This window comes from Candidatus Chlorohelix sp. (assembly GCF_037138995.1).
Classification (GTDB): Bacteria; Chloroflexota; Chloroflexia; order Chloroheliales; family Chloroheliaceae; genus Chlorohelix.
On sequence record NZ_JBAXHI010000001.1, the window covers coordinates 31,123 to 49,122 of the forward strand.

General features: G+C 47.5%; 9 protein-coding genes. 5 read left to right on the top strand and 4 right to left on the bottom strand.

The window, feature by feature from the left end:
- Window positions 1-147: 147 nt before the first annotated feature.
- On the bottom strand, window positions 148-1,794 hold the full coding sequence (locus WCK19_RS00160) for an acyl-CoA carboxylase subunit beta (RefSeq protein WP_342395312.1): 1,647 nt from the start codon (window positions 1,792-1,794) through the stop codon (window positions 148-150).
- Between the two features lie 168 nt (window positions 1,795-1,962).
- Between WCK19_RS00160 and WCK19_RS00165 the strand changes: the two genes are divergently transcribed.
- Complete coding sequence (locus WCK19_RS00165) at window positions 1,963-3,141, top strand: hypothetical protein (RefSeq protein ID WP_342395313.1); 1,179 nt, start codon at window positions 1,963-1,965, stop codon at window positions 3,139-3,141.
- A 44-nt stretch (window positions 3,142-3,185) separates the two neighbouring features.
- Here the strand turns inward: WCK19_RS00165 and WCK19_RS00170 are convergent, their stop codons facing one another.
- Window positions 3,186-5,261 (bottom strand): beta-galactosidase, encoded by a 2,076-nt coding sequence (locus WCK19_RS00170; RefSeq protein ID WP_342395314.1) that lies wholly within the window; start codon window positions 5,259-5,261, stop codon window positions 3,186-3,188.
- A 516-nt stretch (window positions 5,262-5,777) separates the two neighbouring features.
- Between WCK19_RS00170 and fusA the strand changes: the two genes are divergently transcribed.
- From fusA to WCK19_RS00190, 4 genes are all read left to right on the top strand, one after another.
- Window positions 5,778-7,832, top strand: coding sequence for an elongation factor G (gene fusA / locus WCK19_RS00175; RefSeq protein WP_342395315.1), 2,055 nt, complete (start codon window positions 5,778-5,780; stop codon window positions 7,830-7,832).
- Window positions 7,833-8,013: 181 nt separating this feature from the next.
- Complete coding sequence (locus WCK19_RS00180) at window positions 8,014-9,252, top strand: glycosyltransferase family 4 protein (protein WP_342395316.1); 1,239 nt, start codon at window positions 8,014-8,016, stop codon at window positions 9,250-9,252.
- Complete coding sequence (locus WCK19_RS00185) at window positions 9,242-10,549, top strand: nucleotide sugar dehydrogenase (protein WP_342395317.1); 1,308 nt, start codon at window positions 9,242-9,244, stop codon at window positions 10,547-10,549. Before WCK19_RS00180 ends, WCK19_RS00185 begins: the two co-directional genes overlap by 11 nt.
- Window positions 10,546-12,750, top strand: coding sequence for a glycosyltransferase family 39 protein (locus WCK19_RS00190; RefSeq protein ID WP_342395318.1), 2,205 nt, complete (start codon window positions 10,546-10,548; stop codon window positions 12,748-12,750). Before WCK19_RS00185 ends, WCK19_RS00190 begins: the two co-directional genes overlap by 4 nt.
- Before the next feature lie 45 nt (window positions 12,751-12,795).
- Here the strand turns inward: WCK19_RS00190 and WCK19_RS00195 are convergent, their stop codons facing one another.
- On the bottom strand, window positions 12,796-15,762 hold the full coding sequence (locus tag WCK19_RS00195) for a glycoside hydrolase family 38 C-terminal domain-containing protein (RefSeq protein WP_342395319.1): 2,967 nt from the start codon (window positions 15,760-15,762) through the stop codon (window positions 12,796-12,798).
- Window positions 15,763-15,939: 177 nt separating this feature from the next.
- Window positions 15,940-17,832, bottom strand: coding sequence for a universal stress protein (locus tag WCK19_RS00200; protein WP_342395320.1), 1,893 nt, complete (start codon window positions 17,830-17,832; stop codon window positions 15,940-15,942).
- Between the last annotated feature and the right edge of the window lie 168 nt (window positions 17,833-18,000).

Sequence of the window (18,000 nt, forward strand, 5' to 3'; positions counted from 1 at the left end):
ATGAGCGCAATAGAACTGAGGCGCTACATTTTTGTTGTCAGAATAGACTCAAAAAACCTTGAACGCAGTAGTAGTGGCTACAGTAGAAAAAAAACCCTTCCCAGTAATTTGGAAAAGGGTTTTAAAAATAGATTTTACAAAGTGAGGCTAGAGCGGTATGTTCCCATGTTTTTTCGGAGGATTAGTATCGCGTTTGTTTTTGAGCATCTCCAACGCGGTAATAATCTTGAAACGAGTGTCTTTTGGCTCGATAATATCATCAATATAACCGCGCCCTGCCGCAACATAGGGACTGGCAAACTTCTCAGTATATTCGGCTTCAAGTTGCTTGCGAGTCTTATCGGGATTATCGCTTTTCTCAATTTGGTCTTTGAAGATAATATTAACTGCGCCATCTACGCCCATAACTGCGATTTCAGCGCTGGGCCAAGCGTAGTTAATATCGCCACGCACATGCTTGGAACTCATAACATCATATGCGCCGCCATAAGCTTTACGTACTATAACTGTTACCTTTGGAACTGTAGCTTCACAATAGGCGTAAAGCAGTTTCGCGCCATGCCTTATAATACCGCCATATTCCTGTCCAACGCCCGGTAAAAAGCCCGGTACATCTACAAAAGTGACAATAGGAATATTAAAGCAGTCGCAGAACCGCACAAAACGAGAACCCTTATCGGCAGAATTTATATCTAGCACCCCTGCCAATACTGCCGGATTCTGTGCCACTATCCCAACGCTACGCCCACCCATATGAGCAAACCCTATGACAATGTTCTGAGCGTAGAATTCCTGAACTTCGAGGAATTTCCCATCGTCCACCACATGTCTGATAAGGTCACGCATATCGTACGGCTTGTTCGGCGAGTCAGGAACAATAGTATTTAATATCTCGTCTCGGCGAGTGGGTGGGTCATTGGTAGGAACAAAGGGGGGGTCTTCCACATTATTGCTTGGCATAAAACTCAACAATTCGCGCAGAAGGGCAAGGCATTGCACTTCATCTTTTGCGGCAAAATGAGCTACACCGCTAACTGAGTTGTGAGTAGCAGCGCCACCAAGCGACTCAAAATCTACTTCTTCATGGGTAACCGCTTTGACTACGTTTGGTCCGGTTACGAACATATAACTGGTATCCTGCACCATCGCAATAAAGTCGGTCATAGCAGGGCTGTAAACCGCGCCTCCGGCACAAGGTCCAAGAATTGCCGAAATCTGGGGAACAACACCGCTTGCCAACACATTACGCAGGAAGATGTCAGCATAAGCACCCAGTGATACAACGCCTTCCTGAATACGAGCGCCACCGCTATCGTTTAAGCCGATAACGGGAGCGCCATTTTTCATGGCTAGATCCATTATTTTGCAGATTTTTTCTGCATGTGTTTCGGACAGCGAACCGCCAAACACCGTGAAATCTTGGGAAAAGACAAAAATCAAACGACCATCAATTTTTCCATAGCCGGTGACCACGCCATCGCCCATATATTTCTGATTTTCCAATCCAAAATCTGTGGAACGGTGGGTCACGAAAGCATCTAACTCTTCAAAAGTACCCTCATCCAACAGAAGGTCAATGCGCTCTCGCGCTGTTAACTTTCCTTTTGCATGTTGGGCATCAATTCTTTTTTGACCACCGCCTAGCATTGCTTCTTTGCGTAAGCGGCGCAACTCTTCCACTTTTTCAAGATTAGATTTTACTTTAACCACGCCGTTTGCCGAGGAAGCGGGCTGCTGAGTGGTTTTACCGCCAGCGCTGGCTTCGAGTTTGGCTTTCGCGTTTGCGTCAGACATGCCTCATTACCTCACTCTATGAGAATAGACGACTTCTAAAATATAAAACCCGCGACTCGAATATTACCACATTTAAAATATTTCCGTGTAATTCATAACACTTTCTTTTAACTTGAATAGACACAAATCTTTGCCTGTGCTATGATTTAAGTACAAGAGGATGAAGGAATGACAATGCAAGACTTCGTATTTGAAATTGGTAAACAGTACCGTAACCGTCGCGGGATTTATACTGTAATCAGCATAAATCAACCCAAAATGCTGGTTTCTTATGAGGACGGTACAACCGCCGAGCTTACTATAGAGCAGCAGGCGAATATTGTGCGTAATATGCTGAATGAAGACTGGGCACGACAGACTCAGGAACAGGCAGAACTAATTAAAGCTGCCAAAGCACGCCCTACCCGTGTGCCAAAAACTGATTCAAAAGCGAAAGCTTCCGCTACCCCTAAAGCTCAAACTCCAAAACCGGAGAAAGAGCCTAAACCCCAGCGGGAAAATGTAGCTGCTCGGCGTTCGGCACAAGCATCAGAAGTGCCGGCTTTACACCGTACTTTGCTGGCGAATGACCCTAATGACCAGCTTTTCAGGGCAGACGAAATCCGTATCTTTTCCCAGTTTCGCGGTTATGGTAATCAAAACGCCCCTATCTGGTTTTTGGGGATGGAAGAACAAAGTGAATTTGGTGCTCTGGAATTAAAACACCGCCTCGCGATGGAAATTTACGAAGAACGGTTTGCAGATTTGCAAGCACGTTATCGTTTGGAGAAAATTCCAGTTTCTTATCACTTTGCTACACCCGAACACAAAATAATGGCGTTCGTGGGCGTGCGCTTCAATGGGGAAGGGCTTTATCCAAACGGGGAAAAGTTGGAAGAATACTTTGCAGCCAGCTTTGGTACAAGCGTCGGCAATGTGTTAATTTCAGACCTTTTGCCCTTGCCTGCTGGTAATGAGTGGCTTTACACCAACATCAGAATCAGCGACAATTCGATGTTGCAATATCATTTGCGTGACCGCAAGCTCTATACCCAAATGTTTTTGCCTGAGCGAATCAGCCTTTTCCAAGATATGTACGAATCCCTCAAGGCTAAAAATGAAGCGCCACGTTATATTTTCTGTTATGGCGGACGCAAACACTGGACGCACTACCGGAAAATTTTCCCGCTCAGTTATGTAGAAATTTCGCTAGAAATGCGAACAGGAGGTCCGGATTCTACGCTGATGCTTGGGCGTGACAACGATTCTGGCACATGGGTTATTCTTGCCGGGGCTTTTAGCGATTCTCGCGGAGATGTTACCAATCACCTGTGTGACCAACTTGCACAACGTTTGGAACAGTTGTAAAAAAAGACACGGCGAACCGTGCCTTTCTTTTGAGTCTTAGTGGCTCAAGACAAGTAAAAAAATTCTACACCAAAGGGCGGTAAGTTTATTTCTAAAACTTCTTCGCCCTTTATTTTTCGATAGGTTCGATTGAGCAACACCTGAATTGAATGGCTGTTATGATTAATAAGGGCGAAATATTGGTGTAGTTCCCCGGTTCGCACCACTTCCAAACCATCGACTAATGGCAAATTAGGGATAGCAGGAGTACATTCTATTCGGAATAACTCTTCCCACAGATAGCGATAAGTCTGTTCATTAGGCAACACGCCCAAATAATAGGCTTCTCCGGATTCGAGCTTTCGACATGCCAACGCCACTGAATTGGCAAAGAAATCAAGCTCATTCGATTTACCATAGCGCAGGATAATCTCCACATCTTCGCCCTGTTCCAGTCGTTCTGCCCATAAGCGTCGCGCATTCACTTGCCTGCCTGTTACCTCATCGCACAAGAGTAAGGGTATATCACCACAGGCAGGCTGATTACCTAAAATTTCTCCGTTAAAATTGCCCGGTATGAAAGGCGGGAAAGAGATATATTCCTCCACCCCTATATGCAGCCAATCTTTGAGGGCGTAAGGTTGCCCCTCGTCACTCCAGATATTGCTTGGCTCTTTCGCTCCGGCTCTAGTCACAAGCAATAGCTTGCCGCCTTCTTCGACATAGACGCGCCACATATCGGATGTATAATAATCTCCAATAATCGGGGCAGGCGCAATCACTAGAGAGTATTCTTTCAATTTTACTGCCGGGTAATCGTGCGGCAAAATATCAACCGGAATATAACGCTTATAAAGGCTATTGTGTAAATCCTTAACAATTTGAATATAATCGAAAGCTGCGTTATGTGGTTCCAGTTGCAAAGCCCATAAATCATCATAGCTGAAAAGAATAGCTACACGAGCTTTTTGTCGTCTGAAAAATTGTGGCGGCAAAGCATCCAATTCTTTGCTCAAATCCATAATCTCATAATAAGCGCGGGTTTGAACGCCTTCGTGAGATAGGATAGCGCTATGATATTGTTCGCCGCCAAAACGTGATTGCCTCCAACTAAAATAAACCGCGCCCTGCCCACCCCTCAAAAAGTTCTGGAGCGTCCAAAGGCGCACTTGCCCCGGATATACTGGAGGGTTATAGGTAGTCCAATTAACCGAACCAACCGCTTGTTCCATGACCCAATACGGTTCGTTCTTTAAACCAAACATAAAATCGTGATAGAAAGCTATCTCTGAAATAGCCTTCATACCATGCGGGTAATTATCCCACGAAATAAAATCAAGCGGGGCGCTTAAATCATGAAAGTTGACGTTATCATCCCCATAAAATACATTATGGGTAATAAAACCGCGTTTGGGTGTCCAATGTTCACGAATCGCGTCCACCTGTAGATTAAAATACTCCAACGCATTATCGCTGGCAAAGCGGCGATACTCCAATTCTAGGCTAGGGCTATAACCCGCCCCGGTTTGGGTGGGCAGAGGAATTTGCGACCATTCTTTATAAATCTGACCCCAAAAAATAGTACCCCATTCCCGGTTCAACACCTCAATGGTTTGATAGCGGTTTTGCAGCCAAGCGTACCAGTTGGTAGCGCAGCGTTGACAATAACAACGGCAATTGCCATGATTGCCCATTTCATTATCAACTTGCCAACCTATGATGGAATAATTATTTAAATAGTGACGCGCCATTTCCCGCGCAATCCGCGTAACCTGCGTGCGATAATAGGCATTGCTAGGGCAATAGAAATGTCTTCCACCAACCGTAAGAACATGCCCATCGCGGGTATGTGCCAGTATATCGCTGCGATGTTCTGCCATCCATGGGGGAGGTGCAGCCGTAGGAGTACCGAGAATTACCCGCAAACCCTGTGAATTTAACACATTAATAGCTCTATCCAACCATTCAAAATCATATTCTTCGGGACTGGATTCGATTTTCCCCCACGAAAACTCCGCAAGGCGCACGACTTTTAAGCCAATTGTACGCATTTGCTCGGCATCCAGTTGCCAGCGTTCTTCAGTCCAATGTTCAGGATAATAAGCCACACCCAAAACGGGGCGGGGCAGGTAATTCGACATTTTCAAGACCTCTGCAAAAATAAGCTTTTGATTTTTCTTCTGAAAGATTAGGTTAACTAGTTCACCTTGTCAACCTTCTGCTAATCTTCTAAATTAGAGTCTAGGGGAGCTGAAAAGGCGAAGGACTCGCGCTATCGTGATTTACCAATACATAAGCAAATGAAATTTTCCGGGCTGCTTGGAGCTATTGGGGTTGGAAAGACGGGCTAAATTTCCTAAGCCTATTCCAAGACCGTTAAAAGTAAAATTATTTGCCATATTTTAACCCTTATTCTAGCCTAATAGCCTCATATTCAAAATGCGCCATGTTGAACTTTTATACGATTAAGTTATAATATCCTTACTGTAAAGATTTCGTTAGCCCTTGCTAAAGCGAACAAACAGAGGGGAAGGGTAGAAAGCTTAGCGCCGGTAATATCTTCACCGGTACCACCGCCAGTTATCTCCCTCCAATCATTGCAATTAAAAAACCTGACTCATTTCGGTACCAGGTTGTTCCGGAAAGGAGAAGAGCCTATGAAAAGCTACAGAACGGAACAGATTCGGAACGTAGGCCTATTTTCGCACGGCGGAGCGGGCAAAACGTCTTTAGTCGAAGCGTTGCTCTTCGATAGCAAGACTATTAACCGTTTGGGTCGCGTGGACGATGGCAACACCGTTAGCGATTTTGACCCAGATGAGGTGAAGCGCCATATTAGCGTTAGCGCCTCCGTTGTGCCGTGCGAGTGGAACGATACTAAGATTAACTTGATTGACGCTCCCGGCTACGCTGATTTTATAGGTGAAATTAAATCTGCGGCGCGTGTCGCCGATTCGGCGCTTATCTTGCTTGATGCCACCGGTGGGGTTGAAGTAGGCACCGAACAGGTATGGGGCTTTGCCGCCGAACGAAACTTACCGCGCATCCTCTTTGTAAACAAACTAGATCGCGAAAATTCCAATTTCTTCAACGCACTTGAAGCAGCCCAACAATCCTTTGGGTCAAATGTAGCCGCGCTGCAAATTCCGGTAGGTAAAGAAAGCGGTTTTAGAGGAATAGTTGACCTCATCACCCGCAAAGCTTACCTGTATAGTAACAGCCGCGATGGCAAATTTGAAGTGGCGGATATTCCCGCCGACCTGAAAGAACAAGCAGCCACCCTGCGCGAAAAATTGGTGGAGCGCATTGTCGAGGCAGACGAAGAATTGATGTTGCGGTATCTGGATGGGGAGGAAATAGGCGAAGAAGAGTTGGGCAAGGCTTTGCCAAAAGCGGTTGCCTCTCAACAACTCTATGCAGTGCTATGCGGAAGCGCAACCGCCAATATCGGTACAGCCCAATTGCTTGATTTCTTAGCGCTGGATGCGCCTACTCCTAACGAGGAGGGCAAAACATGCGACTCGCACGCTTCGCTGGAAGCTATTGTCTTCAAAACCGTCGCAGACCCGTTTGGACGTATTACCTACTTTAAGGTAATTAACGGCGTGTTCAAGGGTGAAGGGCAGCTTTACAACGCCAGCAAAGGCAAATCCGAGCGGGTTGGCGTTGCTTTAATGGTTCGGGGAAAAGAGCAAATTCCTGTTCCAGAAGTGGTAGCTGGAGATATTGGAGTGGTGGTCAAATTGCAGGAAACCAACACCAACGATACCATCAGCGCACCTGACAAATCGGTGGAATTGGCGAAGATTAATTTCCCCGCGCCACTCTATCGCGCCGCTATTCTACCTAAAACCAAAGCCGACCTTGATAAGATGAGCGCCAGTATTGGTCGTCTGGTAGAAGAAGACCTGACTTTACATGTTGAGCGCGACTCCTTTACCGGAGAGACAATCCTCAGCGGAATGGGCGAAAGCCATGTGCATGTGGCAGCCGAGCGGTTGCAGCGCAAATTCGGCGTGAACGTAACCATAGAGCTACCCAAAGTGCCTTATCGCGAAACTATTCTAGGCAGTAGCAAAGCCGAGTACAAGCACAAAAAGCAAACCGGAGGACATGGTCAGTACGGTCACGTGCTAATCGAAGTATCACACGCCGAAGATGCCGACTTTCAGTTTACCGAATCAATCGTGGGTGGTGTAGTGCCGCGCAACTACATTCCGGCAGTTGAAAAAGGAGTACGCGAGGCGCTATTAGAAGGCATCGTGGCGGGCTTCCCGGTGGTAAACATCAAAGTGAACCTGTACGATGGTAGCTATCATCCGGTGGACAGTAGCGAAATGGCGTTCAAAATTGCCGCTTCTCAAGCTTTCAAGAAGGGTACCTTGCAAGCAAAGCCCGTCTTGCTAGAGCCGATTTACGACTTGAAAATCACCGTGCCAGATCACTTTATGGGTGATGTGATGGGCGACATCAACAGTCAGAAACGTGGGCGAGTATTGGGCATGGAGCAGATTGGCAATGGTTACACCATTGTGGAGTCACAAGCACCTCTTGCGGAAGTGCAACGTTATGCTACCGACCTACGCAGTATGACGCAAGGTCGCGGTATCTTCACAATGTCCTTTTCACATTATGAGCCAGTGCCGCAGAATATTGCGGAACACATAATTGAGAAGCACAAGAAGGAAATGGAAACCGCCGCTACACATTAGCTATAAACCCTTTTTAACAGTAAAGAAAAAGAGCGGGGATTTTTCCTCGCTTTTTATTTGTCGCTAAATATTACGCTAAAGCTAACGACTTAAAATAAAGTTACCCGCATGCAAAAATTCGCCGCAAGCGTTATAATTCCCCATACTTGAGAATTTTGTAACAAAGGAGCCATTTGCGGACTTGAAAATTCTGATGCTGACCTCCTCCTACCCTAAATATCGGGGGGATGTCACTGCGCCGTTTATCGAAGAAATAGCCCAGAACACACAAAAGCTGGGACATGAAGTGACTGTGATGATGCCCTATCATCCCGACTTGCGCCGCCAACCTGTCGAAAATGGTGTGAAACTCTTTAATTTTCACTATAGCCCCTTCAAAAAATGGAATATATGGGGCTATGCCGCCTCACTTGAGGGGGATGTCAAGATTCGACCGCTGATTTATCTACTCTTACCCCTTGTGTTGTTGAGTAGTTTCTGGCATATGTGGAAATTGACACGCTGTGAACGCTTTGCTATGATTCAAGCTCATTGGGTTATACCAAACGCCCCGGTTGCCGTATTAATCGGCATGCTCCGTAAAATCCCGGTGGTAATCAGCATGCACGGTTCGGATGTATATATAGCGGAACGATTTAAACCGGTAGGATGGGTAGCACGCTGGGCTTTTAAACGGGCGGCAGCGGTCACTGCTTCTAGCCCCGACCTTATGCAAAGGGCGCAAAAGCTAGGAGCGCCCCTGCAACCGCACAGAGCGGTAGTAATACCCTACGGAGCAGACCCTTCGGTATTTCGTGCGCCTGCAATGCCCCGCCCTGAACTACGCCAAAAATTGGGCTTCGGCGAGGATGAGCAAATCCTGTTCTGTATCGGGCGGTTGGTTTACAAAAAAGGCTTCGAATACGCAATCAAAGCGTTACCGCAGGTTTTACTAAAATTTCCCAGAGCGCGGCTGATAATTGCCGGACAAGGTGACTTGCACGCCGAGTTGGAAGAGCAAGTGCTGGCAGCATGCGTAAAAAAACACGTCACTTTTACAGGAGCAATCCAACACGATAAAGTGCCGGAGTATTTAGCAGGGTGTGACCTTTTTTTATTGCCAAGTATTGTTGACAAGAGTGGCAATGTGGACGGCTTGCCCAATACATTAATGGAGGCACTGGCAACAGGGGTGCCGGTAATTGCTTCAAGTATTGGGGGAGTAGCGCTGGCAGTTGAGGATAAGGTAAACGGTCTATTGGTAGCACAGCGTGACTCAGCTGCGCTGGCGGAAGCAATCTGCCTGCTTCTTTCGGATAGCGAGAAAAGAAATAAATTTGCTGCGGCGGGGCGAGCGCGAGTTGAGCGCGAATTGAACTGGACTGAAATTGCACGCCGTTATCAGAAAGTTTTTGAGGACGCAAAATCAAATGCTAATTGACAAAATCAATAATAAACAGGCGAAAATTGGCATAATAGGTTTGGGATATGTGGGTTTGCCGGTTGGTGTGGCTTATGCCGAAGCCGGCTTTCGCGTAACCGGGCTGGATGTTTCTCAAGCGCGGGTTAAAATGCTCAATCGGGGCGAAAGCTATATAGATGACATTCTAAGTGAGAGGCTCTTGCCTATACTGGCAAACGGCAGCTTCAAAGCCAGCTTTGACCCCAGCGTGTTGGCTGCACAGGACGCGATTATCATTTGCGTGCCTACCCCCCTTAATAAAACGCAAGACCCTGACCTAGCCGCCATCAAAGCCGCCACCAAAGACATTGCCGCTAACCTGCAACGCGGACAATTAATTGTGCTTGAAAGCACCACTTATCCCGGCACCACTCAGGAAGTTATCCAGCCTATTCTGGAATCCAGAGGCATGAAAGTGGGTGAGGATTTTTTTCTGGCATTTTCACCGGAACGTATTGACCCCGGCGCAATTGGCAGCAAGGGCTGGCGTTTTGAAAATACTCCCAAAGTAGTGGGCGGTGTTACCCCACAATGCCGCGAACTGGCAAGCACGCTTTATTCAAAGGTAGTAGAAAAAGTTGTGCCAGTATCCTCGCCCAGTATCGCCGAAATGACCAAGATATTCGAGAACGTCTTTAGGGTGGTAAACGTGGCGCTAGTAAACGAAATGGCGCTGCTCTGCGACCGGATGGGGCTGGACGTGTGGGAAGTGCTACGCGCTGCCAACACCAAACCTTTCGGTATCATGCAATTTGCGCCGGGACCGGGCGTAGGGGGACATTGTATCCCAATTGACCCTTTCTATCTCACTTGGAAAGCGCGTGAGTACGATTTCCACACTCGCTTTATCGAGTTGGCAGGTGAAATCAACTTGCAAATGCCCTACCATGTGCGTGAGCTAACTATACGCGCCCTGAATCGCAGCGACAAGGGTTTGCATGGCGCAAAAATTCTGGTATTGGGCGTAGCCTACAAGAAGGATGTGAGCGATTTCCGCGAGTCTCCTGCCATTAAGATTATTTCCTTATTGGAGAAAGACGGGGCGCACATAACCTATCACGATCCGCATGTGCCGGAGCTAAAGGAAGGGAATACCACGCTTCAGTCGGTTAAGCTAGACCAACAAACCCTGAATGAAGCAGATTGTGTGCTGATTATTACCGATCATAGCGCTTTTGATTACGAAACGATTGTGCGCGAATCCAAAGTAATAGTAGATACTCGCAACGCCACCGCGAAAGTGGGCGAGAATCGGGATAAGATAGTTTTATTGTGAGTATCTCCCAACAAGGGCTAACTACCAATCAAAAAAAGCAGCCCAGATTCCGCCCTGATTGGTGGTTGCTGGCAATTCTCGGCGCAGGTTTGGCATTGCGTCTGCTGGTTTGGCTAATTGCAACGCACCGCTATTTTGTTATTGATGAGGCTGAGTATTACCAGATTAGCTCAATACTGGCGGATGGGCGAGGTTGGCAGTTTTACGATGGCGCAACATGGGTACGCCCGCCGCTTTTTATCCTAATGCTGGCGGGGTTTTTCAAATTATTCGGTCATGACCTGATAATCATCCGGCTATTCCAAATTTGTCTGAGCCTTGCTTCGGTCTATCTGCTGTATTGGCTGGGTAAACGGCTTTACGGAAGGCGCACCGGGTTAATAGCAGCACTGCTGGCTTCGATTGCTTGGCCCTTTGTGGTTTTCCCCTATCTGTTGCTATCCGAAACGCTCTTTATTTTGCTCTTTCTAGTAAGTGTTTGCTTTTTTGCTGAGTTCTTCGCCACCTCAAAAACCGATTCCCGCAATAAATGGCTACCGGAAAGTCGTACAGAATGGCTAACATTGGTAGGGGGCAGTTTCTTTCTAGGTCTCTCCGCCCTAACACGCGGACAAGTGCTAAGCTTCGTACCTTTTCTGGCAATATGGTTCTGGATTGGCACAGGACGCAAGTGGAAGCCCACTATAGGCGCGTTTGTGGTAATGCTGGTAATCTTTGCTATTACCGTGTCACCTTGGGCGTTGCGGAACTCCAGCGTTTATGGTCGTCCTTTCATTGACAATACTGGGGGTTATAATTTCTTCCTCGGCGCAATGAAGGGCAGGAATGGGGCGCTGGTTTCTCAAACCCTCGAAGCGGTCAAAAATATGGCTGAACGCGATTCGGTTGGTTACCAGAAAGGGCTAGAAATCTTTTTCAAAGACCCCGCAGCATTCATTTTTGATAAGGGTATCAAAGAAGCGCTGGATTTCTGGCAGATTAACTACGGCGCAGACGAACGGTTGGTTGGCGGGTATTCGCTTGGTCAGATAAACCCGCCTTGGTTGCTGCTGGATGCAACCCTTAACGACCTGTTATACTTAGTGACAGGCGCGTTGGCGATGCTCGGTCTGGTAGTTGCAACCTCCAACAATAGGGCAGTTCGCAGTTTCGTAGTAATCTGGACGGCGCAGAACATGATTCTGGCTTTCACCTTTTTCGCAGTAACGCGCTTCCGGGTGTCGGTTTACTTCTTCCTGTTGCTGTACGCTGCCTATACGATGGCAAATTGGCGCAAGGCGCTGGCGTGGTTCAAGCGTCCTTTGCGAAACAGCCGGGTTTTGCGTTATGCGGTGGGCTTGGTTTTACCTGTACTCTTTCTAGCGGTGGCACTGCCTTCTTACGCGCCCTTTGCTTACCTGACAGGATTGGACAACCAATGGGGGACAGCGCTAGGGCTGGAACGTTGGAATGAGCAGCAAAACGCGCAAGAGGGCGACCGCTTGCGGCTTGAAGGTAAGTATCAGGAAGCGCTTAACGCTTATGCTAAAGCCAATCAGAGCATACCAGCCACACAAATCAGCATAGGGTTGACCGAAGCGGCACTAGGACGGTTTGATGACGCAATAGGGCGCATTGGGCGCACTTCACAAGATATTTCGCAAAGCCATATTGCGCTAGGCTATATCTATCTGTTACAAGGCAATATAGCATACGCTCACGGCGAGTTTAATACCCGGCAGGTGGCGCTTGACCAACAAGCAGACGAATGGGCGTGGGAAAAATTGCCGACTTCACCACTACCTGACAACACGCTTGTTATCGGTGAGTTTGATTGGGGTTACACTTACGGCTTCCAAACCTACGAAAAAGATGCCCAAACGGGCAAATTGTATCGCTGGACTTCAGGGCGTGGGGATAGTGGGCAAGAGCTTGCGCGGCTCAAATTCCCCAACGCTGGTACGCAACACCCCGTTGAAGTGAATTTACGACTGCGCGGTTTCCGTCCTGACAGCCTTACGCCACCGCTGGTTGAAGTTTACGCTAAAGGGCAATTGCTAGGCAAGGTGCAAACTTCCCGCAATTGGGAAACCTACAACCTGAAACTACCTTCAAACCTGAGCGGGGACATCATCATCGAGTTAGGGGCGGATACCTTCGTACCCGGCTCGAACAGCCGCCGTGAACTAGGCGTTATGGTCGAATCTGCCACCCTTAAATAAGTGAATGGCTCTCTCCCTTCAAAAGAAAGAAGAGAGCCGGAAGATTTAGAAGTCGAGGCGCAGGGTTATAATTTTGTGAGCAAGAGCCGAGAAGTTGTAACTGCCGTCTGCTTCCTGCTGCAAGACCTTCACCGTTTCGTTTTCCTCTAAATTGACCAAACTGACACTAGAGAATTGTCGGAAGAAACGTACCTTGCAAATCGGAATATCTCTATCGCTAGGATTCCAGAGCCGTACAATAACTGCCGCCCCATCATCGCTGCCTTTAATGGTGCTGAGAGCCATCACGCGCGGCTGAATTTCCACGAAACTCTGAGAAATCGGCAATTCTCCTGTCTGTTTCGCTGCCATCACGCCAATCATAGGATGGTTAAAGGCGTGTGCTTGCTGCTGTGCGCCTGAAACCAGCCATTCGCCCTTGTGTGGCATAAGAGCATAGTGGAAATAGTGCCGTCCCTGACATTGTGCGCCGGGTGTTGGCATACCGGGTCCGGCATGACCGCGCCGAGTTTTGAGGTCGTCACGACTGAGCCAACCCACCGAACGCAAAAGCGTAATCGCAATGGCGCTGTTGCCATCAGGTAATTTTACAATTTCGTATTCCGGCAAACCTCGGTTAATAACAGTTAAGCCTAGCTTAGACTCTGCATCATTTATTGACACAAAGGTTTTCTGAGGCGCTTGTGGCATGGGGTCTTCTAGCCACTTGCTATCGAAACGAGGCACACCCACAGGGCGAGTAATAACATCAAAAATACCCTCCGCTTTACTTTCGGTTGCGGCAAAGGGCGCAGGGAAAAGCACTTGTAAACGATGGTCTTCCACCTTGTTGTGGAAAGCGGTCTCGAAATCAATTCGGCGCGAACCGGGAGTAAGCGTCACAACGGTGGTAAGGGAACACAGAGTCATCTCTTCGCTGCGAGATTGGCGGTCAGCTTTGAGGCTATAAGGCAACTCTAGCGCAGTATTCACCTCGATAGATTGCTCCAGTTCGGAAAGTCGCACGAAAATCTGGGGAGCGTCAAAATAGCTCTCGATTCCTTTATCCTGCGATATAGGTGAAAAATTATACTCATCCCCTGCATCTGCCACATCTCTGAAACGATTAATTTGCGAGTAAACAGCACCAGTTTCTTTATCTACTATCGTGAGAAGCCCTGTCTTAGCCTCAACATCAATAGTATAAAACTCGTTTTCGATTGTCTCCGGTGCATTTTTTACTTCTTGCTTGAAAACAGGCTCATTTTCGTGTCTAGCGCGTAAGGCAAAAGTTTTGTAACCTATAGGCGGCACATCGCGGGACAAAAACTGAAGCGCGAGCGAACTCTGCCGATATGCAATCATCTTAAAGGTCTGCACCCCGTCATCAATGTACTTCTGAGCTTCGCTAAGAGCATGACGCATCAAAGCAGGGTTGGTAGGTGCAGCACTGTTATATACTGCCGTAACCTCTACCGTTACAATCTCTTTGTTAGATAACTGTCGGTCAAATTTTATATCGACCATGCTATAGCCCATGACCCGACCGTCATCATCAGCCTGACTCTTCATACCCATCAGCGCAAAAGCCGGAATATCCATACTGAATAAAACTTCGCGTTCACGGCGAGTAATCAAGTGCGGGTAGATAGCGCCATCAGCGTCGGTGATTACAAAATCATCGAAATCAGGATTTACCGAAACGGTAAGCGCTGTAGTATCTGTGCGCTTTAAGGGGGTGGGGTTGAATACCACAATCGGCTGGATTTTCTCCTCGCTTGAAACCGCCGCAGTATTGACCAGATTTGCAATGGAACGGAAACCCTCATCGCGCAATTCAATAGAAATTTGCTCCGCCCAAGCATAGCGGGTCTTCATTTCTTCATGAACCTGATCAACACTGCATCCACAGATGCTATCGTGCGGGTCATTTTGCAAAAGGTATTTCCAAGCGGTATCGTAAAGCCCTTGCAAGGAAGCAGGGTCATAAGTAGATTTAGCATTTGGCAAGGCTTTGAACCACGCTAACGCCAAGCCCGCTTCGCGCTCTAACAAGCCCTCGACCCGATGATTCCACTGTTTTATCCATATACGCGCAGAGGTAACGCCCGGTAACAGATGCGCTAATTTGGGGTTGCGGAACTCGCCCCGATGGCGCGGTACATTGGGATTTTCCCACGCGCCGCTCTGACGCACCATTTCCAGAAATTGGGGCATTGTGCCGTGTACAAAGCGGTAATTTTTGCCCTTTTCCCGCATTATTTCCGCTACTTTTTTCAGGGTTTCGGGTAGTTCCGCCGTAGGTTCGGCGTGGTCATTGCCGTTCATTAAAAGAGTAACACCGCTGGTAGAGCGTTTTATGAGAAAATTCTCGACCGCTTCCAACTGTGCAACCGCCGATTCAACCCCAGTGTTAAAAGCTAGAGCGGTGCTGTAGCCACCGATATTGGCACTACCGGGCAAATGAGCCGAATTTACAATACTGCCGTCAGGCGCTTCCCAAAGAAATTCTATTTGGGTAATTTCAGGACCAACTCCACGCCAGAAAACAGCGGTATCAATACCAAAACCGCGCAGGATTTGGGGCATCTGGCTGATTTGCCCGAAAGAATCGGGGATATAGCCCACTTTCATAGGAGAGCCATATTTTCGGCAGGATTTCAAACCGCGCAGCATATTTTGTATGTGGGCTTCGCCGCTTATTAAAAACTGATCGGGCAGGATATACCAAGGACCTACCAGCAAGCGTCCGCTTTCAATATGACGTTTCAAATCGGCTTCGCGCTCAGGGCGAACTTCGATATAATCGTCCAGCACAATGGTTTGACCATCAAGCATAAAATGTTTGAAGTCAGGGCTGGTGTCCAGAATGTTCAAAAGTTTATCTATCAGGCGTACCAATTTGAAACGGTAATTCTGAAAGGGCAGATACCATTCTCTATCCCAGTGAGTATGGGTTACGACCACTAGAACATGCGCTAGCTGCGGGTTTCCCTGCTGCGATTTTGTATCCCCTATTTCCGCAATGGACATAGCAATTTTTCTCTTTTCTAGCATTAACAAAAAGGATCATAATTAAGATTCATTATAAGGGATGAGAGGAAGGTTTGCACTAACTAGATTGGAAAATGACTTACGCTTTCACTGAACACAATTAGGACTATTTTATTATAGCGCAAGCCACCGCCAAACTTAGAAAATAGTTTCGACTTAGAATTGGTTACGATAATAACCCGGGGCAAATATTGGGGGCGGCAACTCCCTTACAGGAGAGGTTTGAGGCACAACCCTTAGTGAAAAAACCCCGTTTTCTCGGCGTATCGCTTTTAATGCGGGGTTGAAATAGTGAGATAAATGCACCTGAGCGCGATCCTCTATTCTCCGCAATAACACTTCCATTACTTCCGCGCTGGTACGTTGTGGGGTTATAGAACAGACACTAACTGAAGGCGCACCTAAATCTATTTGTGCCAATGACATCAAGCCATTCCGCGCGGTAGCATCTATCAGTAACCCCGGCATGAAACCTGACTCGGTAAAGAAAGGCAAACGTTCAATGCTATCACGGCGTGCTGCACCCACCAAACAAAGCGGATTTATCACCCCTGACAGGCGCGGAAAGAATCCGCTCAGTAAAGGGCGAATACTTAATTCCGCCAGTTCGTCCATTACCGGGTGAAAATCATTTTCGTCTTCTTCTGAGAAAAAGCCACAGGACATTGCAAATTTTGTATAGGTGAGCAAGGGACCGACCAACCCGTAAATGTGGCGTGGCTCAAACCCGCTTACGCTTGGATCTGCCCATACCACAATATCCCCGCGTGCCTTACGCATAGCGTGCCACAACGCCTCCCCGGGACCGTTACTTTGCTCTGGCGGGTGTGGGCTATCGGAATGAACATAAATCACTTCTTCGCCCTCACCAGCGCCCAATAAAGTAAGCTCATCTGGGTCAAACAGAGAACCGGGAGCAGAAATAATAATTTCATCTACTAAAGCACAATCGCGCATCAAAGCAAAACGAGCGCGCCGGATATTCTCCGCCAAATTCATCGGTTGGACTTTGCCATAGACCGGGAAAACAAGACTAATACTTAAATTATTGCTGGCTTTAAGCAGAGTAAGGCTGCTCATGCTCCGAAATTCACGATAGCGGAAAGTATTCTGAGCAAACCACTGGTCAACCATTTCAGCTAACCGCTCATCATCACGATGCGGCGCACCCGGTTTAGTTACAGGCAACAAACGGTTAGCCTTAACTACCAGTAAGGGAGTTTCAAGTCGGCGAGATAGACGAATAGCCATTGACTCGTTCTCACCTGAAGGTTTCCCCTCCATCCCGCTTGCCCCTACCACCACCATATCATAATTCGGGACTTCACGTAAAATGCTGGTAGTAGGCTCACCCTGAACGGTCAGCAAACCCGCTCCGGGAGGCAATTCGCTTAAAATTTCAGAAGCATTAAAGCTATTGTCCACACTAAACGAATCAGTATAGGCAGGAGAATAATCGCTCAAATCTGTAGGAGATTCGACAGTTCCGGGAACAAGTTGTGAGAAGCTATGCAAAACCGTAAGCTTGCTTCCCCAAACTTCGGAAATGTGGGAAGCTAGCTTTAAAGCTAGACTACTATAACCACTGCCTCGAACAGGTAGCAAAATATTTTTAGCGGGCTTGAAACCATTAAAGCGTGCCAACACTATATCGCAGGGTGTGTCGCGCATGAGCATATCAATGGTAGAACCGTAAATAGCACCGGGAGTTTGAGTAGCGCCTTTCCAGTGCAACAACAACAGATTTGCACCTTCCTCATGCACCTGCTCCACTATCCCTTGCCAAACTTCGCGGGCGACCCGCACCTCAGTACGCACTTCCACTTTATTATTATTTTCAGGGGGAATGTAGCGCAGCATTGTACGATAAGCTTTAACCAAACTTGCGCCTTGGCTCAAAGGAGTATCGGTGGGAACAACCACTACGCCAAGTACCGTTACTTTTAAACGGTCGGTTTTCCCGGAAGAAACACCGGAAAGCGTGGTAGCCAAATGTACCATGTCCTCAGCCGTATTTGGATTTAGAATCGGTACAATTACCTTATACATCGGTGAGCCTGATGGTAGAAATTATAGTGGTGCATGTTTGAATGATATGCTAGCGATAGAACCTTGTCAATCGCAAATTTCTATCTATTTTTTACTGTTACATTAGGATTTTTGTTGCGTATTACTTTTTACAAGCTATAATAGAGCTAGTGTACCCTTACCTGATAG

Excerpts from the sequence above, each read along its gene's own strand:
- WCK19_RS00170 (WP_342395314.1), bottom strand. The coding sequence starts at position 5,261 with ATGTCGAATTACCTGCCCCGCCCCGTTTTGGGTGTGGCTTATTATCCT.
- WCK19_RS00185 (WP_342395317.1), top strand. The coding sequence starts at position 9,242 with ATGCTAATTGACAAAATCAATAATAAACAGGCGAAAATTGGCATAATA.
- WCK19_RS00195 (WP_342395319.1), bottom strand. The coding sequence starts at position 15,762 with ATGTCCATTGCGGAAATAGGGGATACAAAATCGCAGCAGGGAAACCCG.
- fusA (WP_342395315.1), top strand. The coding sequence starts at position 5,778 with ATGAAAAGCTACAGAACGGAACAGATTCGGAACGTAGGCCTATTTTCG.
- WCK19_RS00165 (WP_342395313.1), top strand. The coding sequence starts at position 1,963 with ATGACAATGCAAGACTTCGTATTTGAAATTGGTAAACAGTACCGTAAC.
- WCK19_RS00160 (WP_342395312.1), bottom strand. The coding sequence starts at position 1,794 with ATGTCTGACGCAAACGCGAAAGCCAAACTCGAAGCCAGCGCTGGCGGT.
- WCK19_RS00200 (WP_342395320.1), bottom strand. The coding sequence starts at position 17,832 with ATGTATAAGGTAATTGTACCGATTCTAAATCCAAATACGGCTGAGGAC.